This window comes from Streptomyces sp. XY431, assembly GCF_001279805.1.
Lineage (GTDB): Bacteria > Actinomycetota > Actinomycetes > Streptomycetales > Streptomycetaceae > Kitasatospora > Kitasatospora purpeofusca.
Window position 1 is genome coordinate 1 of record NZ_LGDO01000023.1, and the last position, 23,617, is coordinate 23,617.

Here is a 23,617-nt window from a genome sequence, read left to right on the forward strand (position 1 = left end):
GCCTCGGCGGGCGGCGGGCGGGCGGCCGGGCCGGTGCGGCCGGGGGCCCCGTGGCCGGTGGCGGCGACGGGGGTGGCGGCGCTGGCGTCCGGGCTGCTGGTCGGCGGTGCGGCGGCGGGGCTGGGGTGGCTCGCCGGCGGGGCGCTGGGGGCGGGCCGGATGGCGGAGCTGGGTCCGGTGCCGTGGTGGACGGCGCCGTCGGCGGCGGGCTGGGTCGCGGTGGTGTCCGCCCCGGTCGCGGTGCTGGCGCGGTCCCGGGCGCTGCGGGCGGCGGCGGGCGGCCCGGCCAGGTCGTGGCGGTCCGGCGTCCCCCTCGTCCCGGGGGCGCTCGCCGTGACCGCCCGCCGGGGCGCACTCCTGCTGCGCGCTCGCGTGTACGGGGTGGTCACCCGCCTGGCGGGAGCCCCCGGTGCCCCGACGGCTCCCGGAGCCCCCGCCCCGACGGCTCCCGGAACCCCCGCACCCACGGCTCCCGGCGCCCCCGGCGGCCCGGCGCGGTGATCCGGCTCAGTCGCTCTTCTTGGTGATGTCCACGTACCACTGCGGGGCGAGCCGGTCGCAGCCGTCGGCGCCGCTGGAGGTCAGCGAGTCCTGCACGCAGGTCACGTAGTCGTTGTAGTACAGCGCGAGGCCGAGCACGGAGGAGACGAAGACCACCGTCATCGCGCCGGTGAGGATGCCCGCCAGCGCGGCCGGGGTGAGCGGGTTCTGCGTGCCGGTGCCGGTGCCGACGCCGGTGGGCGCGGGGGTGCCGCCGTCGGTGGCGGAGGGCCGGGGCGCGCGCATCGCGGAGACGCCCCAGACGATGGCGAGCGCGCCGACGAACAGGGCGACGTAGTGCAGCGCGGCGAACGCGCAGACCAGCGCGGCCATGCCGGCCAGCGCGGCGTTGCGGGCCTTGCGCTGGGCGGGGTCGTTCGGGTCGAGCCGGGGCGGCTGCGGCGCGGGCGGGCGGGGGTTCCAGCCGCCGCCCTGGTGGCCGGGGCTCCACGGGTGGGGCGGCGGGACGAGCGGGCGGTCCTCCGGACCGCCCTCCTGGCCCTCGGGCCGGTCGGGGTCGCCGGTGGGGTGGGGAGCGCGCGGGCGCCACGGCTGCTCGGGGGCATCCGCCGGCGGCGGCGCGAAGGGGTTGCGCTCGCCGGTGTCGTCACCGCTGCTCATGGTTCGGCCATTCCTTCTCGGTCGGTGGGGCGGGTGCCCGCGCCACCCTATGTTCCCGCAGGCCCCTGTGGGGGGTCCGGGCACGTCCTGCGGCCGGGGAGTCGGCGGTCGGCCGGCGCCCGGGCCCGGCTCCGGACGGCCGGCGAGATCCCGGTCTCAGCTACGCGCGTAGCCCCGGGCGGTGTTTCGGAGGCCGTCCGACCAGCCGTTATGGTGGTGACGGTCAGCAGCTCCCACGGGTTCCCCGGGGCCCGCGTCGCGGCGGGTTCTCCTGGAGTTCCTCCTCGCTCGACCTGCCGTTCGTAGTGGCCCCACCGCCGGTGGATGTACCAGCGGGCGGCGCCCGACCTACGGAGAATCGCGCAGTGGCCGCCGCCCCCGCTCAGCTCTTCCCGCCCCGCACGCCCGGACCGGCCCGTCTGGTGGTGCTGGTCTCCGGCTCCGGCACCAACCTCCAGGCACTGATCGACGCCGTCGCCGACCCCGCGTACGGGGCGGAGATCCTCGCCGTGGGCGCGGACCGGGACGGCATCGCCGGGCTGGAGCGCGCCGAGCAGGCCGGCCTGCCGGTCTTCGTGCACCGGGTGAAGGACCACGGGGACCGGGCGGACTGGGACCGCGCGCTGACCGCCTCCGTCGCCGGGTACGAGCCCGACCTGGTCGTCACGGCCGGGTTCATGAAGATCCTCGGCCCCGGGTTCATCGAGGCCTTCGCCGGACGGATCGTCAACACCCACCCCGCGCTGCTGCCCTCCTTCCCCGGCGCCCACGGCGTCACCGACGCGCTGGCGTACGGGGTGAGGGTCACCGGTTGCACCGTCCACCTGGTCGACGCCGGCGTCGACACCGGGCCGATCATCGCGCAGGGCGTCGTGGAGGTCCACGACGCCGACCACGCCGATGGCGGCGAGGCGCTGCACGAACGCATCAAGACTGTCGAGCGCAAGCTGCTCGTCGACGTCGTGGGCCGGCTGGCCCGCGAGGGTCACCGCATCGAGGACCGAAAGGTATGGATTCCGGCATGAGCGCCGCTCCCACCACGCCCCCTGTCTCCGAGAACGTCCGGCCGATCCGCCGCGCGCTGATCAGCGTGTACGACAAGACCGGTCTGGAGGAGCTGGCCCAGGGCCTGCACGCCGCCGGGGTCGCCATCGTCTCCACCGGCTCGACCGCCGGCCGGATCGCCGCCGCGGGCGTCCCGGTGACCGAGGTCTCCGAGCTGACCGGTTTCCCGGAGTGCCTGGACGGGCGCGTGAAGACCCTGCACCCCCGCGTGCACGCCGGCGTCCTCGCCGACCTGCGGCTGGAGTCGCACCGCGAGCAGCTGGCCGAGCTGGGCGTCGAGCCCTTCGACCTGGTCGTGGTGAACCTCTACCCGTTCAAGGCGACCGTCGCCTCCGGCGCCACCCCGGACGAGTGCGTCGAGCAGATCGACATCGGCGGCCCGAGCATGGTCCGCGCCGCCGCCAAGAACCACCCCTCGGTGGCGGTCGTGGTCGACCCGGCCCGCTACCAGGACGTGCTGACGGCCGTCCAGGGCGGCGGCTTCGACCTGCTGACCCGCAAGCGGCTGGCCGCCCAGGCCTTCGCCCACACCGCCGCCTACGACGTCGCGGTGGCCAACTGGTTCGGGGAGTCCGGCTACACGGAGACCGAGGACGCGTTCCCGGCCTTCCTGGGCTCGGCCTTCGAGCGCCAGAACGTGCTGCGCTACGGCGAGAACCCGCACCAGGGCGCCGCGCTGTACACCGACGGCAGCGGTGGCCTGGCCGGCGCGCGGCAGCTGCACGGCAAGGAGATGTCGTACAACAACTACGTCGACACCGACGCCGCCCGCCGCGCCGCCTACGACCACACCGAGCCGGCCGTCGCGATCATCAAGCACGCCAACCCGTGCGGCATCGGGACCGGCGTCGACGTCGCCGAGGCGCACCGCAAGGCGCACGAGTGCGACCCGGTGTCCGCGTACGGCGGCGTGATCGCGGTCAACCGCCCGGTCACGGTGGCGCTGGCCGAGCAGATCGCCCCGATCTTCACCGAGGTCGTGGTGGCCCCCGGCTACGAGGACGGCGCCGTCGAGGTGCTGGCCCGCAAGAAGAACCTGCGGGTGCTGCTCGCCCCCGAGGCCCCGGCCAACCGTCAGGAGGTGCGCCCGGTCTCCGGCGGCGTGCTGCTCCAGGACGCCGACCGGGTGCACGCCGAGGGCGACGACCCGGCGACCTGGACCCTGGCCTCCGGTGAGGCGCTGTCCCCGGCCGAGCTGGCCGAGCTGGCGTTCGCCTGGCGGGCCTGCCGGGCCGTCAAGTCCAACGCGATCCTGCTGGCCAAGGACGGCGCCTCGGTGGGCGTCGGCATGGGCCAGGTCAACCGCGTCGACTCCTGCAAGCTCGCGGTGGAGCGGGCCGGCGAGCGGGCCAAGGGCTCGTACGCGGCCTCCGACGCCTTCTTCCCGTTCGCGGACGGCCCGGCGATCCTGATCGCGGCCGGCGTGCGGGCGATCGTCCAGCCCGGCGGCTCGATCCGGGACGAAGAGGTGGTCGCGGCCGCCACCGAGGCCGGGGTGACCATGTACTTCACCGGCACCCGCCACTTCTTCCACTGACGCGTCCGCGCCGTGCCGTCCGGCACTGAACGATGCCGGACGGCACGGCGCTGAACGGCACGGCACGGAACGACGGAACGGCCCGGCCCCCTCTCACCGAGGGGGCCGGGCCGTTCCGTCGTGCGCGGTGCCGCGTTACTTCTTGATCACCAGGGTGCCGGCGGCACGGTCGTGCCAGCCCTGCAGCTTCCCGGAGTTGTCGAAGAACGGCGACAGGTAGACCAGCAGCGCGCCGATGTAGCAGAGGAACGCGCCGACGATCGGGATGATGAAGCGGATGAAGCCGCCGCCCAGACCCGGGTTCTGGCCGGTGCTCTCCTTGACCACGCGCAGGCCCATGGCCATCTTGCCCAGGGTGGCGCCGGCGAAGGAGACCAGCAGCCACTCGTAGAGCAGGTTGAACACGGCCAGCACGCCGATCATGATCATCATGGTGGCGACGATGCCGCCCGCGGCGTCGGTCTGCTGCTGGAGGCAGTCGCTGTAGGCCGCGCTCGGGTAGGTGTACTGCGAGCAGTCGTCGGTGTCCTTGACGATGCCGAGTGCACCGGCCAGGCCGAGGGCCATGACCAGGGCGATGATCGCGCCGACGGCCAGGCCGTCGATCAGCCGGGCCAGGAAGCGCTGACCCATGGTCGCCAGCTTGACGGTGCCGATCTGGGCGATGTTGATGTAGCCGTTGTTCGCCTGGATGGTGCCCGGCATCGGCGCGTACCCGTAGGCCTGCTGCTGCGGCACGCCGTAGCCAGGCTGCTGCGGGGGCTGCTGCGGGTAGCCGTAGCCGGCGGCCGGCGGAGCCTGCTGCGGGTAGCCGTAGCCGGGCTGCTGCGGGGGCTGCTGGGGCTGGTTGTACGGGTTGTTGGGGTCGGGCGGGTAGCTCATCGATGCCTCCGGGCAGATGGGGACAAGTGGGGACGGGACAGCGGAGGCCCCGGAACGGGCCGGCTGGACGGGTAGCCGGTCGGACGGGACGTTAGCGGAGCACGCTGACACCGGGGGCGTGTGCCGACCGGTGCGCGCGCCCGCTCAGGGCCGTGGGAAGCGTGCGAACGGGAGCCGGAACGGCCCGGTGGCGCGCGGCAACCCGCGTCGGCGGTCGGTCGTCGGCGCGGTGCGGTCTGGTCGGCTCACTTCGTTCTTCCCCCGAGTACGCCCCGCCGGGTCTGTCCGTCGGCCCGTCACCGGGCCGGATGCGGCGGGGAATGCCTGCTTATCGTCGACCGGACGGCAGTACCGTGTCCAGCCGCGTTCGCGCCTCGGGCCGGACTGTGGCGCAACCGCAATAAGAGCCGAACGTTCCGCATCCGTCCGGCCCCCGCCCGGACCGCCCCCGCGGCCCCCGTCCGCGGCCCGGGACCGGTGGCACGGGTACCCGCCCCGATCCGGGAGAATGGGGTCATGACTGCGCAGATTCTCGATGGCAAGGCGACCGCGGCCGCGATCAAGTCCGAACTCGCCGCCCGCGTGGCGGCCCTCAAGGCCAAGGGCATCACGCCCGGCCTCGGCACCGTCCTGGTCGGCGACGACCCGGGCAGCCGCTGGTACGTCAACGGCAAGCACAAGGACTGCGCCGAGATCGGCATCGCCTCGATCCAGCGCGAGCTGCCCGCCACCGCCACCCAGGAGGACGTCGAGAACGTCGTCCGGGAGCTCAACGCCGACCCGACCTGCACCGGCTACATCGTCCAGCTGCCGCTGCCCAAGGGCCTCGACCAGAACCCGGTCCTGGAGCTGATGGACCCGGACAAGGACGCGGACGGCCTGCACCCGACCTCGCTCGGCCGCCTCGCCCTGGGCATCGAGGGCCCGCTGCCCTGCACCCCGCTCGGCATGGTCGAGCTGCTGCGCCGCCACGGCGTGCCGATCGACGGCGCCGAGGTGGTCGTGGTCGGCCGGGGCGTGACCGTCGGCCGCTCGATCGGCCTGCTGCTCACCCGCCGCAGCGAGAACGCCACCGTCACCCTCTGCCACACCGGCACCCGCGACCTCGCCCACCACCTGCGCCAGGCCGACATCATCGTCGCCGCCGCCGGTGTGCCGCACCTGGTCAAGCCGGAGGACGTCAAGCCCGGCGCGGCCGTGCTGGACGTCGGCGTCAGCCGCAGCGAGGGCAAGATCGTCGGCGACGTGCACCCCGGCGTGGCCGAGGTGGCCGGCTGGATCTCCCCGAACCCCGGCGGTGTCGGCCCGATGACCCGCGCCATGCTGCTCAACAACATCGTGGTGGCGGCCGAGCGCCGCGCCGGCGCCTGACCGCCGCGTCCGGCCGCCGGTCCACCGGGCCCGCCCGGCCCCGACCCATCCGATCGACGATCCCGAAGGACGGGAAGCCATGAGCGAACCGCGCCGGACCCGGCGCAGGCCGGTGAAGACCACCGGCACCCTGCCCCCCGAGGGCTCGGCGGCCGCGCTCGGGCGCGACCACGCGCTGCCGGTCCGGCAGTGGCCGATAACGGTGGTCCTGCTGGTGGTCGCCGCCGGTCTCGCGGTCACCTGGTTCGCCGACTTCCAGGACGGCTTCAAGTACGGGCTGCTGATCGTCGGCGGCGGTGTGCTGCTCGGCGCGCTGCTCCGGCTGGTGCTGCCGGAGGTCGGCATGCTGGCGGTGCGCAGCCGCTTCACCGATGTGATCGTGCTGACGTTCCTGGGCCTGTCGATCGTGCTGCTGACCCTGATGGCCCAGCCCAACCCGTGGCTGGAGTTCCCGCTGCTGGACAACATCGGCCAGCTGATCGGCCGTCCGCGGCGCTGACCGGGACCCGCCGCCGGCCCCCCGCCCGACGTCCGGGCGGGGGGCCGTCATCGTCTGTGACCGAGCAGTCACGACCGCGGCCGAGGCGTACGCTTCCCTTTGCGATACCCTGACGCCGGTTCTCTCGATGTCGAGAGACCGTCCTCGGCTCCAGCGCGCCGACGTGCCTGGGGCACCTGGCGATTTGCTGGAGAAGGTAGAAATGACCCGCACCCCCGTCAATGTCACCATCACCGGAGCCGCCGGCCAGATCGGCTACGCGCTGCTCTTCCGCATCGCCTCGGGCCACCTGCTCGGCGCCGATGTCCCGGTGAACCTGCGCCTCCTGGAGATCCCGCAGGGCCTCAAGGCCGCCGAGGGCACCGCCATGGAGCTCGTGGACTGCGCCTTCCCGCTGCTGCGTGACATCACCATCACCGACAAGCCGGCCGAGGCCTTCGACGGCGCCAACGTCGCGCTGCTGGTCGGCGCCCGCCCGCGCACCGCCGGCATGGAGCGCGGCGACCTGCTGCAGGCCAACGGTGGCATCTTCGGCCCGCAGGGCAAGGCCATCAACGAGCACGCCGCGGACGACATCAAGGTCCTGGTGGTCGGTAACCCGGCCAACACCAACGCCCTGATCGCCCAGCGCAACGCCCCGGACGTCCCGGCCGAGCGCTTCACCGCGATGACCCGCCTGGACCACAACCGGGCCGTCGGCCAGCTCTCGCTGAAGACCGGCGCCCTGGTCTCGGACATCAAGCGCGTCACCATCTGGGGCAACCACTCCGCCACCCAGTACCCGGACATCTTCCAGGCCGAGATCGCCGGCAAGCCGGCCTTCGAGGCCGTCGGCAGCGACCAGGCCTGGCTGGAGAACGACTTCATCCCGACCGTCGCCAAGCGCGGCGCCGCCATCATCGACGCCCGCGGCGCCTCCTCGGCCGCCTCGGCCGCCAACGCCGCCATCGACCACGTGTACACCTGGGTCAACGGCACCGCCGAGGGCGACTGGACCTCGATGGGTGTCGTCTCCGACGGCTCCTACGGCGTCCCGGCCGGCCTGATCTCCTCCTTCCCGGTCACCACCAAGGACGGCGAGTTCTCGATCGTCCAGGGCCTGGAGATCTCCGAGTTCTCGCGCGGCCGCATCAACGCCTCGGTGCAGGAGCTGACCGAGGAGCGCGACGCGGTCCAGGAGCTCGGCCTCATCTGAGCCGGCCCCGACGCCTCCACGACGGCCCGTCGTCCCCGTTCCACGGGGGCGGCGGGCCGTCGTCCTACACTGGCCCGCTGTGAACGAAACCATCGAGGACGCCGCGCTCGTCCTCGTCTTCATCGTCCTGGGCGGCCTGTTCAACGTCGCCGAGATCTCGCTGATCTCGCTGCGCGAGGGACAGATCCGGACGCTGGAGGCACGCGGCACCCGGCGGGCGGCCCGGGCCGCGCACCTCGCCGCCGACCCGAACCGCTTCCTGGCGGCCGTCCAGGTCGGCGTGACCTGCATGGGCTTCCTCTCCGCCGCGTTCGGCGCCGACACCCTGGCCGGCAAGGTGGCCCCGCTGTTCGTCCGGGCCGGGCTGTCCGAGGGCGTCGCGGACGCCACCGCCCTGGTCGGACTGACCCTGGTGATCAGCTACGTCTCGCTGGTGCTCGGCGAGCTCACCCCGAAGCGGATCGGCCTTCAGCGGGCCGACTCCATCGCCGTGCTGGCGGCGCCGGTGGTCGACGTCATGTCGGTGGTGCTGCGCCCGGCGATCTGGCTGCTCGGCCGTTCCACCGACCTGATGGTCCGGCTGTTCGGCGGCGACCCGACCGCCGGCCGGGGCTCGATGAGCTCGGAGGAGCTCCGCGGCCTGGTCGCCGCCAACACCGAACTCGGGAACGACGAGCGGACGCTGATCGCCGATGTGTTCGCCGCGGGGGAGCGCCAGCTGCGCGAGGTGATGGTCCCGCGCACCGAGGTGACCTTCCTGGACGCCGAGCGCCCGCTCGCCGAGGTCCGCGCCCAGGCGGAGTCCTCGCCGCACTCCCGCTACCCCGTGATCGAGGGCAGCTACGACGCGGTGACCGGCTTCGTGCACGTCCGCGACCTGTACGGGGTGCGCGGCGAACGGGCCGCCAAGGTCCGCGACCTGGCCCGCCCGATCAAGCTGCTGCCCGGCACCAAGCGGGTGCTGGAGGCGATGGGGGAGATGCGCCGGGAGGGCCACCACCTGGCGATCGTGGTCGACGAGTACGGCGGCACCGCCGGCATCGTCACCCTGGAGGACCTGGTGGAGGAGGTGATCGGGGAGATCCGGGACGAGTACGACACCCCGGAGTCCTCCCCGACCCGGCGCCTGGCCGGCGGCGGGGTGGAGCTCGACGGGCTGCTCAACCTGGCGGACTTCGTCGAGGAGACCGGCGTCACCCTCCCCGAGGGTCCGTACGAGACGGTGGCCGGCTGCCTGGTCGCCGCGCTCGGCCGGCTGCCCGCCGACGGCGACCGGGTGCGGATCCCGGCCGGTCCCGGCGAGGAGGTGCTGCTGACGGTGGCCAAGCTGGAGGGCCGGCGGATCGCCCGGGTGAGGGTGAGTGCGGTCACACTGGCGGAACCGGCGGGGCAGGAGGTTTCCTGACCGGTCGGTGGAACTGGAACAATGGCCCGCATGGTCAACGCAGCGGTCACTGGTCCGGTCAAGGACCGTCCCCGGGTGCTCTCGGGCATCCAGCCCACCTCCGGTTCGTTCCACCTCGGTAACTACCTGGGCGCGGTGCGCCAGTGGGTCGATCTGCAGAAGGAGAACGACGCCTTCTACATGGTCGTCGACCTGCACGCGATCACCGTGCCGCAGGATCCGGCGACGCTGCGCCAGAACACCCGGATCTCCGCCGCGCAGCTGCTCGGCGCCGGTCTGGACCCGGAGCACTGCACCCTGTTCGTGCAGTCGCACGTGCCCGAGCACGCGCAGCTCGCCTGGGTGATGAACTGCCTCACCGGCTTCGGCGAGGCCTCCCGGATGACCCAGTTCAAGGACAAGTCCTCCCGGTACGGCGCCGACAGCACCACGGTCGGCCTGTTCACCTACCCGATCCTGCAGATCGCGGACATCCTGCTCTACCAGGCGGACGCCGTCCCGGTCGGCGAGGACCAGCGCCAGCACGTGGAGATCACCCGCGACCTCGCGGAGCGCTTCAACTCCCGCTACAGCCCGACCTTCACGGTCCCGAAGCCGTACATCCTCAAGGAGACGGCGAAGATCCAGGACCTCCAGGACCCGGCCGTCAAGATGAGCAAGTCCGCGTCCTCCGCCAAGGGCCTGGTCAGCCTGCTGGACGAGCCGAAGGCCAGCGCCAAGAAGTTCAGGAGCGCCGTCACCGACACCGGCACCGTGGTCAGCTACGACGAGCAGGAGAAGGCCGGCGTCTCCAACCTGCTGCGGATCCACTCGGCGCTCAGCGGGCAGTCGGTCGAGCAGTTGGTCGCGCACTTCGAGGGCAAGATGTACGGCGCCCTGAAGACCGAGCTGGCCGAGCTCTTCACCGAGTGGGTGCTGCCCTTCCAGGAGCGCACCAGGACCTTCCTGGACGACCCGGCCGAGCTGGACCGCGCCCTCGCGGTGGGTGCCGAGAAGGCCCGCGCGGTGGCGTCCGAGACGCTGGCCACGGTGTACGACCGGATCGGCTTCCTCCCGGCCTCCGCGCGGTGAATCCGCTGACGAGCCTGCCCGGTGGTCAGGAGCTCCCCGAGTTCCTGACCATCGGCGTGTCCGTCACTGTCCCGGATCCGCACGGCACGGCGATCCAGGACGCGCGGGCCGGGCACGGCGATCCGCTGGCCCGGTCGATACCCACGCACGTCACCCTGCTGCCGCCCACCGAGGTGCCGACCGAGGCGCTGCCGAAGATCGAGGAGCACCTGGCGGCGGTGGCCGCCGCGCACCGGCCGTTCCGGATGGTGCTGCGCGGCGGCGGCAGCTTCCGCCCGGTCTCCCCGGTGGTCTTCGTCCGGGTCGAGGAGGGCGAGCGGGAGTGCCGGCTGCTGGAGGCGGACGTCCGCTCCGGCCCGCTGGCCAGGGAGCTGGCCTTCCCGTACCACCCGCACGTGACGGTGGCGCACGGCCTCGAGGAGGACGTGCTCGACCGGGCCCAGGAGCAGGCCCGGTCCTTCCACGCGGCGTTCCCGGTCCCCGGGTTCAGCCTCTCCCGCTTCGACCTCGACGAGGTCTGGCGGCCCTGGCGGTCCTACGCCTTCTCCTGACCCCCGGGGCGGCCGCCGAGTTCCAGCATCCGGTCGACCACCCGGCGGGCCGCGGCGCCGTCGTCCAGCACGCAGTGGGTGTCCCGGAAGCGCCGGTAGCGCTCGGCGTACCCGGCCGGCAGCCCGCCACCGTCGTCCGCGAGTGCGCGCAGTGCCGTGACCAGGCCGGCCGAGTCGTCGAGCAGCGGTCCCGGGGCCTGGGCCTCGAAGTCGAAGGCGAAGCCGCGCAGGCCGTCCCGGTAGTGCGCCAGGTCGTAGGTGAAGAACAGCACCGGCCGGCCGGTGACCGCGAAGTCGAACAGGATCGACGAGTAGTCCGTCACCAGGACGTCGGCGATCAGCAGCAGTTCCTGGACGTCGGGGTAGTCGGCGCAGTCGATCGCGAAGCCGTCCCCGGTGCCGGTCAGCGGCTCGCGGACGTGCGCGTGCGGCCGCAGCAGCAGCACATGGTCCCCGCCGAGCGCCTGCCGGGCCCGGTCGAGGTCGAGCCGCAGGTCGAGCCGGAAGCCGTCGCCGTCCGGGCGCGGCCGGTCCTCCCGCCAGGTCGGCGCGTAGAGCACCACCCGCCGGCCCTCCGGGATCCCCAGCCGGCGCCGGACGGCGGCCGCCCGGCGCGGGTCGGGGCGGGCCAGCACGTCGTTGCGCGGGTAGCCGGACTCCAGGATCTCGCCCCGGTAGCGGAAGGCCCGGCGCAGGATCGGGGTGGCGAAGGGGCTGGGGGAGAGCAGCAGGCTCCAGTGCGGGGTCTCCCGGTCGAGGGCCGCGAGGTAGCCGTGGTCGGCGAGCCAGGGGTTCTCGACGTCGTGGGCGATCCGCTTGAGCAGGGCGCCGTGCCAGGTCTGCACGACGACCTGGCCGGGGCGCCGGCGCAGGAAGTCCGGGAAGTGGGTGTTGCCGACGAGGTAGCGGCTGGTGGCCAGGGCCCGGTACCACTCGGGGCTCCAGACCCGGACGGCGCGGACCCCGGGCGGCAGCTCGGCCTGGGCGTCGTCGACCACCCACAGGTGCTCCAGCGGCGTGCCCCGGCGGGCGAGTTCGGTGTGCACGGCGCGCGGTGAGTCGGCGTAGCCGCGGCCGCCGAAGACGTCGTAGAGCACGGCCTCGCGCAGTGGTTCGCGGCAGGCGGCCGGGTAGCCGGCGGTGCGCTGGCGGGCCTGGGTCCAGGCGCTGCGCTCGGTGGCGGTGAGCACGGGGGTGGAGTCCAGCAGCAGGGTGTCGTGCCAGCGGCGCTCCAGCAGGATCCGTTTGCCGCCGGCCAGGGTGGCGGCGGGCAGCGCGGCCAGGACGGCGGGCGAGGCGGTCAGCGGGCGGGCCGGTCCCGGCCGGCCGACGGGCTCCAGGGTGGCTTCCCACAGGCCCTTGCGCAGGGGCAGCGCGGTGCCGTCGGAGCCGGTGCGGGTGGCGGGCAGCCGGATCGTGAACCGCCGGCCCGGGCCGGTCTCGACCGGGTGGCGGACCTCGCCGCCGGTGCCGTTGTGCCGCAGGACGAGCTCCAGCGGGCCGTCGGCGCTGCAGTGGCCGGTGAGTTCGAAGCCGCCGGCCCGGGTGGTGAGCCGCTCGACCCAGCCGGCGGCGGGCCGGACGCAGAGCTGGAGCCGGCCGTCGGCGAGGTGTTTGAGGTGCAGGGCCCGGTCCTCGGCCCCGGGCAGCGGGTGCTGGCCGGAGACCGGCCCGCCGCGCTCGTCCAGCACGAGCGGCTCGGCGGTGCCGTCGGGGTGGAGCAACGCGGCGTCCCAGTGCTCCAGTTCGGCGGCGCCGCGCCCGTCGGCGGTGAACGGCGCGTACGGCAGCCGGACGCCGCGGGTCCGTCCGGTTCCGGTGGCGGGCCGGATCAGGACGGTGCCGCTCTCGCGGTGGCGCAGCCGGAACGCGGTCCGGTCCGGGAGCGGCTCGGCGGCGGTGAGGTGCAGGTCGATCCCGTCGGGGCCGGGGACGGCCCGGGTGAGGCGGACGGCGGGGCGTTCGAGCCGCACGGCGAGCCGGCCGTCGGCGAAGTACGGCTGGAGCCGCACGTCGTGGTCGACCCAGCGGGCGGGCGGGTACTCGCCGGAGCCGCACCAGTGCGGGGCGAGGCCGCCGTACTGGCGGCGCAGCCGGGTGGGGCGGGCGAGGGTGAACAGGGTGGCCTCGACGGTCCAGTCGCCGAGCAGCCAGCCGTCGGCGGTGCGCAGCCGGCGCGGCTCCACCAGGGCGGTGAAGCCGGCCCAGTCGTGGTTGTGCTCGGGCTGGGCGCTGTCGTCGGTGATCTCGGGGAGCCGGCGGGGCCTGGTGGGGAGGTGGAGGGGCGTGCCGAGGTCGCCGGGGCGCAGGGTCAGCCAGGTCCAGGCCGAGCCGGGGCGGGCGGTGGACCGGTCGTCGGGGCGGGCGAAGCCGGTGAGCTCCAGGCCGCGGGAGGACCAGCGGGCGCGCAGCAGTCCGAAGGCGGCGTGCTCCTGCTCGCCCGGCAGCGGGGTGCCGAAGCGCGGGTCGCCGAACCGGGGGGCGGCGTGCGGGAGGACGAACCGGGTGAGGACAGCCATTTCCACGGACCTTTCTCGGCGAGAATTTCCATCTCACCCGGAAAAGTATCCGAGGTCAATTTGAGAATTGACTGTGAATTAGCTGGCGAGTTCGTTCGGGAAACTCCAGTTCGAAAGCCGGGAAATGCGGAGGCCGGGAATGCGAAAGGCGCCCGACGCGGAATGTGCGTCGGGCGCCCTCCACCGGGCGGGAATTCCCGGTCAGGCCTCGCGGCTCAGCATGGCGTCCACCGCCCGGGCGGCGGCGTGGCCGTCGTCCAGGTCGCAGTACTTGTCGCGGAACGCCGCGTACTTCCCGGCGTACTCGGCGGTGACCTCGTCCACCCGGCCGAGCGCGGCCACCAGCTCCTCGGACGTGGCCAGCAGCGGGCCGGGCGCGTCCGCCTCGAAGTCCAGCGAGAAACCGCGCAGGTTGTCGCGGTAGTGCGCCAGGTCGTAGGTGAAGAACAGGATCGGCTTGCCGGTCACGGCGAAGTCGAAGGTCGCCGCCGTGTAGTCGGTCACCAGCACGTCCGCGGCCAGCAGCAGTTCGCCCATGTCCGGGTAGCTGCTGACGTCCCAGACGTAGCCGTTGCCGGCGGCCGGGATCTGCTCGCGGACATTGGCGTGCCGGCGGACCAGCAGCAGGCGTGCCGGCGGACCAGCAGCACCTGGTCGTCGCCCAGCGCGGCCTGCGCCGCCTCCAGGTCCAGCTGGAGGTGCAGCTGGTAGCCGCCGTAGTGGCGGCGCCGGTCCTCGCGCCAGGTCGGCGCGTACAGCACGACCTTCTTGCCCTCGGGCAGGCCGAGCCGCTCACGCACCCGCTCGGCGGTCTTCTCCTTGTCGGCGGCGAAGAACACGTCGTTGCGCGGCAGGCCGCTCTCCAGGATCTCGCCCTTGAAGTCGAAGGCGCGGCGCAGCACCGGGGCGGCCCAGGTGCTGCCGGCCAGCAGCAGGCTCCAGTTCGGGACCTCCTTGGCGAGGCCCTTCAGGTAGTGCGCGTCGGTGAACCAGACCTTCTCGAAGTCGTGGCCGATCTGCTTCACAGACCTTCTCGAAGTCGTGGCCGATCTGCTTCAGCGGCGAGCCGTGCCAGGTCTGCAGCACGATCTGGCCGGGCCGGCGGACGAAGAAGTCCGGCAGGTGCGCGCTGGTGACGATGTACTTCGCGGTGGCCAGGGTCTCGAACCACTCCGGGCTCCAGAGCCGGACCGAGCCCACCGACTGCGGCAGGTCCGCCTGCAGGTCGTCGGTGCCCCACAGGTGCTCCAGCGGCAGGTCGCGGCGCACCAGCTCCTCGTGGATCGCCCGCGGCGAGTCCGAGTAGAGGCCGCCGAGCGCGACGTTGTAGAGCACCGTGTCGCGCAGCGGCAGCCGGCGGGCGGCCGGGTAGTCGGCCGTCCGCAGCTTGCGCTGGCGCCAGCCGCTGCGCTCGTCCGGATGCAGTATGTTCTCGGACTCCAGCTGCAGGCCGTCGTGGTGGCGCCGCTCCAGCACGATCCGCTTGCCGCGGGCCTCCACCTCCAGCGGCAGCGCGTTCCAGCACTCGGGCGCGATCAGCGCGTACGAGGCCATGTCCGGGTGGAAGACGGCGCCGACCGGGCGGAACGAGACGTTCCAGCCGCCCTGGGCCAGCGGCACGTTGCCCGCGAAGGACGCGGTCGGCACGGCCGGCAGCGCGGTCCGGAACCGGCCGTCCGCGATCTCCACCGGGTAGACGTGCTGCTCCTCGCCCCAGTGGTGGCGCACGACCAGCTCCCAGCGGTGGGTGCCGGGCAGCGGGAAGGTGCCGCTGAGCAGGAAGCCGTCCGCGCCGCGCGCGGTCACCTCGTGCACGACCGGCTGCAGCAGCTGGTCCAGGAACTGCAGGTAGCCGCCCGGGGAGGGCTTGGAGTAGAGGGCGCGCCGCTGCTCGGGCTCGGCGTCGGGGTTCAGCACCAGGTTGAGCTGCTCCGGCGCGTTCCGGTCGTCCCAGACGAGCGGGACGGTGGTGCCGTCGGCCAGCTCCAGGGTGGTGTCCCAGCGGTCGCGGGCGCGCTCCTCGGCGATCGGGTCCAGCTCGGCCCAGGACTCCCGGACCTCGGTCAGCTCGGCGATCGGCACGACGGCGTGGAACTGCTGGAGGCTGCCGACCGAGGAGCCGGTGGCCACCGGGAAGGTCAGTTCGCGCTCGGACTCCACATGGGTCATCCGCAGCCGGGCCCCGGCCAGCCGGACGCCGGAGCGGGCGGCGCCGGACACCTCGACCGTGTCGCCGTTCGCGGCCAGCCCGGTCACCCGGACCTTGGCGTTCTCCACCCGCAGGTAGACGCTGCCGTCGCGGACGAACGGGACGATCCGCACGTCCGGCTCGACCCAGTGCGAGGGCTGGTAGAGCGCGGTGTCCGCCCAGCCGGCCCAGACCCGGCCCTTGTAGACGCCGCCCTTGCCCGCGCCGGCGACCAGGACGCGCCAGTTGCCGTCCTTCCACTGGCCGCGGTGCTTGAGCTTCTCCGGGTCGAGCGCGACGGTGAAGCCGGCCCAGTCGCAGTTGTAGAGGTCGTGGTGGTTGGTGGCGGTGGCCTCGGGGCTGTACTGGGTCTTCATCGGCACGGCGATGACCCGGCGGCCCTTGGCCTCGCGCAGCACCAGGGTGCGCACCATGTCGTGCTTGTTGGCCGCGCCCAGCTGCTCCGGGTACGCGTGGCCGGTCAGCCGCAGCCGGCCGGCCTCCCAGCGCGCGTCGTAGAGCCGGCTGCGGATGACGGTGGAGTTGCGCAGGCTGAGCAGGCCGGCCGGCACGCTCTTGCGGCCGCCGCGCAGGAACGGGTAGTCGGCGTACGGGCGCAGCAGGCCCTTGGCGACGACACCGCCGTTGCTCTCGCCCTCGTACTTGATCTGCTCGACGAACTCGTCGATCCGGCCCTGCAGGGTCAGGTGGTACTTCAGCCGCAGCGGCGCGCGCAGCTTCTTGACCTGCTCGGGGCCGATCGCCCGCAGCAGCCGGCTGACGCTGGTGATGTACGCGTCCCGGTACTCCTTGTCGCCGTCCACGACGGACCAGAAGAACATCGGGATCTCTTCGACGAGGGTGTTCTCGTCGTAGGTCTTCAGGTACTCGGCGAAACGCGGCTCGGTCTGCTTCCGCAGCCAGGCGCGGACCAGCTCGACCGAGGCGACCCGGTCGACCAGGCCCTTGGGGTTGGTGCGCATCTGGGTGATCGACATCTCGCCGACCTCGCGCTCGCGCCAGTGGTAGATCGGCTCGGAGAGCACGTCCACGCTCTTGGCGAGGTAGTGGTGCGGCACGCTGACCGGGGCGTCCTCGTACAGGATGCCCTCGGGGTAGATGATCCCGGCCGCGTCGAAGAAGGAGCGGCGGTACACCTTGTTCCACGCGGTGCGGTCGGTGACCAGCGAGGGGATCTCGGTGATGTGCGTCTTGAGCACGGTCTTGGCGAACGGGCGGCTGTGGCCGCCGGACTGGTAGTAGCCGATCGCGCGGAAGCGCAGCACGTTGCCGGTGGCGAAGTCCGAGCCGGTCTCGTCCAGCGTGTTGATCATCAGCTCGTACGCACTGGGCGGCATCGAGTCGTCGCTGTCGACGAAGCACAGGAACTCGGCGTCCGGGTCGATGTGCCGGATGCCGGTGTTGCGGGCCGCGCCGAGGCCCTTGTTGACCTGCCGGACCAGCCGGAACCGGGAGTCCTTGGCAGCGTACGCCTCGGCGAGGGCGGCGCTGTCGTCCTTCGAACCGTCGTCGACCATGACGCACTCGAAGTCCGTGAAGGTCTGGGCGGCGATCGAGTCGAGGCATTCCACGAGGTAGCGCTCGACGTTGTAGATCGGGACGACGATGGAGAGGCGGGGAGCCATCGGCTACGCAGGCCTTTCTCGGGAAGGAGCGTGGCAGCCCCCTCGGGGTCTGACCGCACTTTGATTCGGTGCGTACGTGCGCGTCGATCCTACCCCCGGCCCATGGCCCCGCCGGGGGCCGTCCGGGGGCCCCTGCGCAGGCCCACTACCCTGGGGCCATGCCCCGCTTCAGTGTGATCGTCCCGGTCTACCGGGTCGAGGAGTACCTCGCCGAGTGCCTCGCCTCGGTGCTCGGCCAGGACGGTCCGGAGATCGAGCTGATCGCGGTGGACGACCGCTCCCCGGACGGCTGCGGCGCGCTGCTCGACACGGCCGCCGCCGAGGACCCCCGGGTGCGGGTGCTGCACCTGCCGGAGAACGTCGGCCTCGGCCGGGCCCGCAACGCCGGCCTCGCCGTCGCCACCGGCGACTACGTGCTCTTCCTCGACAGCGACGACACCCTGACCCCCGGTCTGCTGACGGCCGTCGACGACCGGCTGCGGGCCGTCGGCGACCCGGACGTCCTGGTCTACGACTACGCCCGCACCTACGCGGACGGCCGGACCGTCCGGGCCGCCTCCGCCAAGGTCTTCGGCGCCCCCTCCCGGGAGGTCTTCGACCTCGCCGAGCGCCCCGAGCTGCTCGAACTGCTCCAGGTGGTGTGGAACAAGGCCTACCGCCGCGACTTCGTCACCGCCCAGGGCCTGACCTTCCCGGCCGGGTACTACGAGGACACCCCCTGGACGTACCCGGCGCTGCTCGCCGCCCGCGGCATCACCCTGCTCGACCGGGTCGGCGTCCACTACCGGCAGCGCCAGGAGGGCGGCAACATCCTGGCCACCGCCAGCCGCAAGCACTTCGACGTCTTCGGCCAGTACGACCTGGTCTTCGCGTTCCTCGACGACCGCCCCGAGCTCGACCGCTGGCGCCCGGTGGTCTACGGCCGGATGCTGCACCACCTCAACACCGTGGTCTCCCGGCCCGGCCGGGTCCCGCCCGGCGACCGCCGGGAGTTCTTCCGCCGGGCCGCCGAGCACTGCGCCCGGCTGCGCCCGGCCGGCTACCGGGCGTCCGGCGGGGTGTCCGCACTGCGCACCGAACTGCTCGGCCACGGCCGGTACACCGCCTACCAGGCGGTCCGCGCGCTGGCCCGGGCCCGCCGGATGGTCCGCCGCTGACGGCGGGCCTGACGGCCGGTCTGACAGTAGGTCTGGCTGCGGGTATGACGGCGGGCCTGACGGCCGTTCGGGGGACGGGCCGGTATAACCGGACGGTGGACTTTCTGACCCGCCTCCCGGTGATTGGCCCGATCGTGACACGGGTGCTGCGCAGCCGCCCCTACCGCGCCTACGAGCACTTCACCGCGCTGCGCGGCAACCGCCTGGCCGGCGCGGTCACCTTCTTCGGCTTCCTCGCGCTCTTCCCGCTGCTGACGGTCGCGCTGGCGATCGCCGTCGCGACCCTCAGCGACAGCCGGGTCGACGACATCCAGAAGCGGATCTCCGACCAGCTGCCGGGCATCTCGGACGCCCTCAACCTGCCCTCGCTGGTGGCCAACGCGGGGGCGGTCGGACTCGTCAGCGGCGTCCTGCTGGTGCTCTCCGGCCTCGGCTGGGTGGACACCATGCGGACCTCGATCCGGGACATCTGGCAGCTGCCCGACGAGGAGGGCAACCCGCTGCTGCGCAAGGGCTGGGACTTCCTGGTCCTCGGCGGCCTCGGCCTGGTCTCGCTGGTCTCGCTCGGCGCCTCGGCCGCCGGGACGACGCTGGCCGGCCGGATCGCCGACTGGATCGGCCTGGGCTCGGGCGGCTACCTGCTCACCGCGGCCGGGCTGCTGATCGCCGTCGGCTGCGACATGCTGCTCTTCGCCTACCTGCTGGCGCCGTTCCCGAGGATCGCGCACCAGCACCGGCGGGACGTCCTGCGGGCCGCGCTGATCGGCGCGGTCGGCTTCGAGCTGCTGAAGATCCTGCTGTCCTCGTACCTCGGCTCGGTCGCCGGGAAGAGCCTCTACGGCGCCTTCGGCGTGCCGGTGGCGCTGCTGCTGTGGATCAACTTCGTCTGCCGGCTGCTGATGTACTGCGTGGCCTGGACGGCGACCGCCGACCCGGCGGCGGCCCGGGAGCGGGCCCGCGAGCGCGCCGCCGCGCTGGTCGCGGCCGCGGACGAGGAGGAGGCGGCCGTCCCGAAGGCGGCCGACGAGGAGGGGGCCGCCGTCCCGAAGGAGGCGGCCGAGGAGGAGGACCGGCCCCGGCCCCGGCGCTCCCGGGACGGGGAGGGCTGAGGCCGGACCGGGGCGCCCCGGCGGACCGGCCTCAGCGGGCGGCCGCCCGCCGCCGGTTCAGCAGCAGTACGGCACCCGCGCCGCCCGCCGTCAGGACCACCCCGAGGACGACCCAGCCGACCGGCCCGAGGCCGCCCCCGGCGGAGTCCGCCGCCCGGGCGGCCGCCGGCGCGGAGCGGTCGGTGGCGGTCGGCGAGGGGTGCGGCGGCGGGGCGGGCACCCCGGCGGCACCGCCCGCCTGGCCGGTCGGCGTCGGCGCGGCGCTCTCGCCCTCCTCCACCAGCTTCCCGACCGGGGCCACCTTGCCGGCCGCGGCGAAGCCCCAGTCCAGCAGCGCGGCCGTCTCGTCGTACACCTTCTGATAGGTGCTCGGGTGCATCACCGTCACCAGCAGGGTGCGGCCGTCCCGTTCGGCGGCGCCGACGAAGGTGGAGCCGGCATTGGTGGTGAAGCCGTTCTTCACCCCGATCAGGCCCGGGTACTTGCCGAGCAGCCGGTCGGTGTTGGCGATCCCGAAGCTGCCGCGCTGCCCGGTGTTCCGGTCCACCGCGCCCGGGAACACCGCGTCGCGGGTCGCGCAGTAGCTCCGGAAGTCCGGGTTGCGCAGCCCCGCCCGGGCGAACAGCGTCAGGTCGTAGGCCGAGGACACCTGGCCGTCCGCGTCGTAACCGTCCGGCGAGACCACCCGGGTGTCCCGGGCCTGCAGCGCCTCCGCCCGCGCCTGCATCTCGGCCACGGTCTGCTGCACGCCGCCGTTCATGTGCGCGAGGACGTGCACCGCGTCGTTCCCCGAACTCAGGAACACCCCGCGCCAGAGGTCCTCGACCCGGTAGTCCAGGTTCTCCTTGATGCCGACCAGGCTGCTCCCCGCGCCGATCCCCTGGATCTCCTCGTCCGCGACCCGGTGCACGGCGTTGCGGTCGAACTTCGGCAGCACGGTGTCCGCGAAGAGGATCTTCAGCGTGGAGGCCGGGGCGAGCCGCAGATGCGGGTTGCTGGCCGCCAGCACCTCTCCCGACGCGGCGTCGGCGACTATCCAGGACTGCCCGGTGAGGTCCCCCGGCAGCGCCGGGGCGCCCGCCAGCGGATCCACCTGGACCCCCGGGAGCCCCATCCGGTCGCCCCCGACCGAGGCCGACGGCGGCGACCCGGGCGGGGCCGCGACGGCCACCGGGACGGCGAACAGGAGCGGAAGGGCCGCGGCGGGCGCGGCGATCAGGCGTGCGAGCTTCGAGCTAGTGGGCACCAGGAGACGGTACCCACTCGGGACCCCCGCCGTCCGCCCCTGGGCCCCGGTCCGCCGCAGGAGGGGGCCGCCGTACGCCGAACGGACGCCCGCGCATACTGGGGAAGCACACCGCCTTCACCTCCCCGCCCCACCGAGGACCGCCCCATGAAGCTCAGCCGCCGCACCTCCTGGTTCCTGACCGCCTTCGGCGTCTGGTCCCTGGTCATCTGGACCACCTTCGTCAAGAACCTCTGGAAGGACTCCGGCGGCCAGGCCTTCACCGGCGGCGACCACTCCCAGCCCACCGCCTTCTTCTGGGTCCACCTCCTCCTCGCCCTCACCTCCCTCGCCCTCGGCCTCGCCATCGGCACCCTCGGCCTCCGCGGCCTCCGCGCCACCCGCCGCGCACCGGCCACCGGCTGAGCTCCGCGCCGATCGGCAACGCGAAGGCCCCCGTCCGGAGTGGACGGGGGCCTTCGGCGTGGGGCTCGGGATCAGAAGCGGCGGGTGACCAGGGCGCGCTTCACTTCCTGGATCGCCTTGGTGACCTCGATGCCGCGGGGGCAGGCCTCGGAGCAGTTGAAGGTGGTCCGGCAGCGCCAGACGCCCTCACGGTCGTTGAGGATCTCCAGCCGCTGCTCCGCGCCCTCGTCGCGCGAGTCGAAGATGAAGCGGTGGGCGTTGACGATCGCGGCCGGGCCGAAGTACTGGCCGTCGTTCCAGAACACCGGGCAGGACGACGTGCACGCGGCGCACAGGATGCACTTGGTGGTGTCGTCGAAGCGCTCGCGGTCCTCGGCGGACTGCAGGCGCTCGCGGGTCGGCTCGTTCCCCTTGGTGATGAGGAACGGCATGACGTCCTTGTACGCCTGGAAGAACGGGTCCATGTCCACGATCAGGTCCTTGAGGACCGTCAGGCCCTTGATGGCCTCGATCGTGATCGGCTTCTCCGGGTTGACGTCCTTGATCAGGGTCTTGCACGCCAGCCGGTTGCGGCCGTTGATCCGCATGGCGTCGGAGCCGCAGATGCCGTGGGCACAGGAACGGCGGTAGGTGAGGGTGCCGTCCTGCTCCCACTTGACCTTGTTGAGCGCGTCCAGGACGCGCTCCTTCGGGTCCATCTCCAGCTGGTAGTCGACCCACACCGGGTCCGGGTGCTCCTCCGGGTTGAACCGGCGGATCCGGACGGTGACGGTGATCAGCTTGGTACCGCCGGCCTCGGCCGCGTCCAGAGCGGCCGAGTGCTTCTCCACGGTCGGAGTGCTCATCAGTACTTACGCTCCATCGGCTGGTAGCGGGTCGTGACGACCGGCTTGTAGTCGAGGCGGATGGAGGTGCTGCCGTCGGCGGCGACCTCCTGGTACGCCATGGTGTGCTGCATGAACTTCACGTCGTCACGGGTCGGGAAGTCCTCGCGGTAGTGACCGCCGCGCGACTCCTCGCGGGCGAGCGCCGAGACCGCCAGGACCTCGGCCAGGTCGAGCAGGTTGCCCAGCTCGATGGCCTCCAGCAGGTCCGTGTTGTAGCGGAAGCCCTTGTCCTGGATCGAGACGTTCTTGTAGCGCTCCTTCAGCGCGGCGATGTCCTCGACCGCCTGCTTCAGGGTGGCGCCGGTGCGGTACACCATCGCGTTGGCGTCCATGGACTCCTGCAGCTCCTTGCGGATCTGCGCCACGGACTCGGTGCCGGTGGACTCGCGGAGCGAGTCGACCAGGTCCTGGACCAGCTGCTCCGGGTTCTCCGGCAGCGGCACGAACTCGTTGGCGTCGGCGAAGCCCGCGGCGGCGAGGCCGGCGCGACGGCCGAAGACGTTGATGTCCAGCAGCGAGTTGGTGCCCAGACGGTTGGCGCCGTGCACGGACACGCAGGCGACCTCGCCGGCCGCGTACAGGCCCGGGACGACGTCGGTGTTGTTGCGCAGCACCTCACCCTCGACGTTGGTCGGGATGCCGCCCATCGCGTAGTGCGCGGTGGGCTGGATCGGGATCGGGTCCGTGTAGGGCTCGATGCCGAGGTAGGTGCGGGCGAACTCGGTGATGTCCGGGAGCTTGGCGTCCAGCTGCTCCGGCGGCAGGTGGGTCAGGTCCAGGTAGACGTGGTCGCCGTCCGGACCGCAGCCGCGGCCCTCGCGGATCTCGGTGTAGATCGCGCGGGAGCAGACGTCACGGGACGCGAGGTCCTTCATGACGGGGGCGTAGCGCTCCATGAAGCGCTCGCCGTCCTTGTTGCGGAGGATGCCGCCCTCGCCGCGGGCGCCCTCGGTGAGCAGGATGCCCATCCGCCAGATGCCCGTCGGGTGGAACTGGAAGAACTCCATGTCCTCCAGCGGCAGGCCGCGGCGGTAGGCCACCGCCTGGCCGTCACCGGTGAGGGTGTGGGCGTTCGAGGAGACCTTGAACATCTTGCCGGTGCCGCCGGAGGCGAACACGACGGCCTTGGCCTGGAAGACGTGGATCTCGCCGGTGGCCAGCTCGTAGGCGACGACGCCGGCCGTGCGGCCCTCGTTGATCAGCAGGTCCAGGACGTAGAACTCGTTGAAGAACTCGACGCCGTGCTTGACGCAGTTCTGGAACAGCGTCTGGAGGATCATGTGACCGGTGCGGTCGGCCGCGTAGCAGGAACGGCGGACCGGGGCCTCGCCGTGGTTGCGGGAGTGGCCGCCGAAGCGGCGCTGGTCGATCCGGCCCTGCTCGGTGCGGGAGAAGGGCAGACCCATCTTCTCCAGGTCGAGGACCGCGTCGATGGCCTCCTTGCACATGATCTCGGCGGCGTCCTGGTCGACCAGGTAGTCACCACCCTTGACCGTGTCGAAGGTGTGCCACTCCCAGTTGTCCTCCTCGACGTTGGCCAGGGCGGCGCACATGCCGCCCTGGGCCGCGCCGGTGTGGGACCGGGTCGGGTAGAGCTTGGTCAGGACCGCGGTGCGGCTGCGCTGCGTCGACTCGATGGCGGCGCGCATCCCGGCGCCGCCGGCGCCGACGATGACGGTGTCGTACTGGTGAATCTGCATGGGGGGTTAACTCGCCTCTGGCC

General features: G+C 72.8%; 20 protein-coding genes and 1 pseudogene. 12 read left to right on the forward strand and 9 right to left on the reverse strand.

Annotated elements, in window-relative coordinates; translation table 11 throughout:
• On the forward strand, window positions 1–501 hold a 501-nt coding region (locus ADK60_RS41465; RefSeq protein ID WP_353651725.1), incomplete at its 5' end, for a cell division protein PerM.
• Window positions 502–507: 6 nt separating this feature from the next.
• Here the strand turns inward: ADK60_RS41465 and ADK60_RS04005 are convergent.
• Complete coding sequence (locus tag ADK60_RS04005; protein WP_053643281.1) at window positions 508–1,161, reverse strand: DUF308 domain-containing protein; 654 nt, start codon at window positions 1,159–1,161, stop codon at window positions 508–510.
• A 365-nt stretch (window positions 1,162–1,526) separates the two neighbouring features.
• On the opposite strand from ADK60_RS04005, the gene purN reads away from it, so the two are divergent.
• Both purN and purH read left to right on the forward strand, forming a co-directional pair.
• Window positions 1,527–2,186, forward strand: coding sequence for a phosphoribosylglycinamide formyltransferase (gene purN, locus ADK60_RS04010; RefSeq protein WP_053643283.1), 660 nt, complete (start codon window positions 1,527–1,529; stop codon window positions 2,184–2,186).
• Window positions 2,183–3,763: a bifunctional phosphoribosylaminoimidazolecarboxamide formyltransferase/IMP cyclohydrolase gene (gene purH / locus ADK60_RS04015; protein ID WP_053643285.1), complete on the forward strand. Its 1,581-nt coding sequence runs from the start codon at window positions 2,183–2,185 to the stop codon at window positions 3,761–3,763. The genes purN and purH overlap by 4 nt, the downstream gene beginning before the upstream one ends.
• Window positions 3,764–3,898: 135 nt before the next feature.
• Here purH and ADK60_RS04020 read toward each other — a convergent pair whose 3' ends face one another.
• The gene (locus tag ADK60_RS04020; protein ID WP_045937755.1) at window positions 3,899–4,645 is read right to left on the reverse strand and encodes an RDD family protein; all 747 of its coding nucleotides are present in this window, start codon (window positions 4,643–4,645) and stop codon (window positions 3,899–3,901) included.
• A gap of 516 nt (window positions 4,646–5,161) precedes the next feature.
• Between ADK60_RS04020 and ADK60_RS04025 the strand changes: the two genes are divergently transcribed.
• The 6 genes from ADK60_RS04025 to ADK60_RS04050 all read left to right on the forward strand — a co-directional run bounded on the left by ADK60_RS04025 (window position 5,162) and on the right by ADK60_RS04050 (window position 10,737).
• The gene (locus tag ADK60_RS04025; RefSeq protein ID WP_045937754.1) at window positions 5,162–6,016 is read left to right on the forward strand and encodes a bifunctional methylenetetrahydrofolate dehydrogenase/methenyltetrahydrofolate cyclohydrolase; all 855 of its coding nucleotides are present in this window, start codon (window positions 5,162–5,164) and stop codon (window positions 6,014–6,016) included.
• A gap of 79 nt (window positions 6,017–6,095) precedes the next feature.
• Window positions 6,096–6,515 carry a DUF3017 domain-containing protein gene (locus ADK60_RS04030; RefSeq protein ID WP_053643287.1) on the forward strand — a complete coding sequence of 140 codons (420 nt, stop codon included), beginning with the start codon at window positions 6,096–6,098 and terminating at the stop codon, window positions 6,513–6,515.
• 202 nt (window positions 6,516–6,717) lie between these two features.
• On the forward strand, window positions 6,718–7,710 hold the full coding sequence (locus tag ADK60_RS04035) for a malate dehydrogenase (RefSeq protein WP_053643289.1): 993 nt from the start codon (window positions 6,718–6,720) through the stop codon (window positions 7,708–7,710).
• Between the two features lie 79 nt (window positions 7,711–7,789).
• Window positions 7,790–9,115, forward strand: coding sequence for a hemolysin family protein (locus tag ADK60_RS04040; RefSeq protein ID WP_053643290.1), 1,326 nt, complete (start codon window positions 7,790–7,792; stop codon window positions 9,113–9,115).
• A gap of 30 nt (window positions 9,116–9,145) precedes the next feature.
• A complete protein-coding gene (gene trpS, locus ADK60_RS04045; RefSeq protein WP_045937750.1) occupies window positions 9,146–10,186 on the forward strand; it encodes a tryptophan--tRNA ligase in 1,041 nt (346 codons plus the stop codon).
• Window positions 10,183–10,737 carry a 2'-5' RNA ligase family protein gene (locus ADK60_RS04050; RefSeq protein ID WP_234325793.1) on the forward strand — a complete coding sequence of 185 codons (555 nt, stop codon included), beginning with the start codon at window positions 10,183–10,185 and terminating at the stop codon, window positions 10,735–10,737. Before trpS ends, ADK60_RS04050 begins: the two co-directional genes overlap by 4 nt.
• Here ADK60_RS04050 and ADK60_RS04055 read toward each other — a convergent pair.
• From ADK60_RS04055 to ADK60_RS04070, 4 genes and pseudogenes are all read right to left on the reverse strand, one after another.
• Complete coding sequence (locus ADK60_RS04055) at window positions 10,722–13,256, reverse strand: CDP-glycerol glycerophosphotransferase family protein (protein ID WP_053643292.1); 2,535 nt, start codon at window positions 13,254–13,256, stop codon at window positions 10,722–10,724. The genes ADK60_RS04050 and ADK60_RS04055 overlap by 16 nt on opposite strands.
• Before the next feature lie 201 nt (window positions 13,257–13,457).
• Window positions 13,458–13,844, reverse strand: coding sequence for a CDP-glycerol glycerophosphotransferase family protein (locus tag ADK60_RS41470; protein WP_234370935.1), 387 nt, complete (start codon window positions 13,842–13,844; stop codon window positions 13,458–13,460).
• Window positions 13,757–14,281, reverse strand: a complete 525-nt coding sequence (locus ADK60_RS46140; RefSeq protein WP_079008033.1) for a CDP-glycerol glycerophosphotransferase family protein — start codon at window positions 14,279–14,281, stop codon at window positions 13,757–13,759. Before ADK60_RS46140 ends, ADK60_RS41470 begins: the two co-directional genes overlap by 88 nt.
• 10 nt (window positions 14,282–14,291) lie before the next feature.
• Window positions 14,292–17,090, reverse strand: a pseudogene (locus ADK60_RS04070) (glycosyltransferase family 2 protein); the annotation flags it as partial.
• A gap of 158 nt (window positions 17,091–17,248) precedes the next feature.
• Here ADK60_RS04070 and ADK60_RS04075 point away from each other — a divergent pair.
• The gene (locus ADK60_RS04075) at window positions 17,249–18,247 is read left to right on the forward strand and encodes a glycosyltransferase family 2 protein (protein ID WP_045937744.1); all 999 of its coding nucleotides are present in this window, start codon (window positions 17,249–17,251) and stop codon (window positions 18,245–18,247) included.
• Between the two features lie 143 nt (window positions 18,248–18,390).
• Window positions 18,391–19,356, forward strand: a complete 966-nt coding sequence (locus ADK60_RS04080; RefSeq protein ID WP_234370934.1) for a YihY/virulence factor BrkB family protein — start codon at window positions 18,391–18,393, stop codon at window positions 19,354–19,356.
• 31 nt (window positions 19,357–19,387) lie between these two features.
• Here the strand turns inward: ADK60_RS04080 and ADK60_RS04085 are convergent, their stop codons facing one another.
• Entirely contained in the window at window positions 19,388–20,602 is a 1,215-nt protein-coding gene (locus ADK60_RS04085) for a D-alanyl-D-alanine carboxypeptidase family protein (protein ID WP_053643299.1), read from the reverse strand.
• A 147-nt stretch (window positions 20,603–20,749) separates the two neighbouring features.
• Between ADK60_RS04085 and ADK60_RS04090 the strand changes: the two genes are divergently transcribed.
• Window positions 20,750–21,007: an SCO4848 family membrane protein gene (locus ADK60_RS04090; protein ID WP_053643301.1), complete on the forward strand. Its 258-nt coding sequence runs from the start codon at window positions 20,750–20,752 to the stop codon at window positions 21,005–21,007.
• A gap of 71 nt (window positions 21,008–21,078) precedes the next feature.
• On the opposite strand, the gene ADK60_RS04095 is transcribed toward ADK60_RS04090, so the two are convergent.
• Together ADK60_RS04095 and sdhA are read right to left on the reverse strand one after the other, a co-directional pair.
• Complete coding sequence (locus tag ADK60_RS04095) at window positions 21,079–21,852, reverse strand: succinate dehydrogenase iron-sulfur subunit (protein WP_053643303.1); 774 nt, start codon at window positions 21,850–21,852, stop codon at window positions 21,079–21,081.
• Entirely contained in the window at window positions 21,852–23,594 is a 1,743-nt protein-coding gene (gene sdhA, locus ADK60_RS04100; protein WP_053643305.1) for a succinate dehydrogenase flavoprotein subunit, read from the reverse strand. Before sdhA ends, ADK60_RS04095 begins: the two co-directional genes overlap by 1 nt.
• Window positions 23,595–23,617 lie beyond the last annotated feature (23 nt).

Coding starts and splice junctions, on each gene's coding strand:
- ADK60_RS04005 (WP_053643281.1), bottom strand. CDS start 1,161: ATGAGCAGCGGTGACGACACCGGCGAGCGCAACCCCTTCGCGCCGCCG.
- sdhA (WP_053643305.1), bottom strand. CDS start 23,594: ATGCAGATTCACCAGTACGACACCGTCATCGTCGGCGCCGGCGGCGCC.
- purH (WP_053643285.1), top strand. CDS start 2,183: ATGAGCGCCGCTCCCACCACGCCCCCTGTCTCCGAGAACGTCCGGCCG.
- ADK60_RS04095 (WP_053643303.1), bottom strand. CDS start 21,852: ATGAGCACTCCGACCGTGGAGAAGCACTCGGCCGCTCTGGACGCGGCC.
- ADK60_RS04020 (WP_045937755.1), bottom strand. CDS start 4,645: ATGAGCTACCCGCCCGACCCCAACAACCCGTACAACCAGCCCCAGCAG.
- ADK60_RS04075 (WP_045937744.1), top strand. CDS start 17,249: ATGCCCCGCTTCAGTGTGATCGTCCCGGTCTACCGGGTCGAGGAGTAC.
- ADK60_RS04035 (WP_053643289.1), top strand. CDS start 6,718: ATGACCCGCACCCCCGTCAATGTCACCATCACCGGAGCCGCCGGCCAG.
- ADK60_RS04030 (WP_053643287.1), top strand. CDS start 6,096: ATGAGCGAACCGCGCCGGACCCGGCGCAGGCCGGTGAAGACCACCGGC.
- ADK60_RS04055 (WP_053643292.1), bottom strand. CDS start 13,256: ATGGCTGTCCTCACCCGGTTCGTCCTCCCGCACGCCGCCCCCCGGTTC.
- trpS (WP_045937750.1), top strand. CDS start 9,146: ATGGTCAACGCAGCGGTCACTGGTCCGGTCAAGGACCGTCCCCGGGTG.
- ADK60_RS04090 (WP_053643301.1), top strand. CDS start 20,750: ATGAAGCTCAGCCGCCGCACCTCCTGGTTCCTGACCGCCTTCGGCGTC.
- ADK60_RS04025 (WP_045937754.1), top strand. CDS start 5,162: ATGACTGCGCAGATTCTCGATGGCAAGGCGACCGCGGCCGCGATCAAG.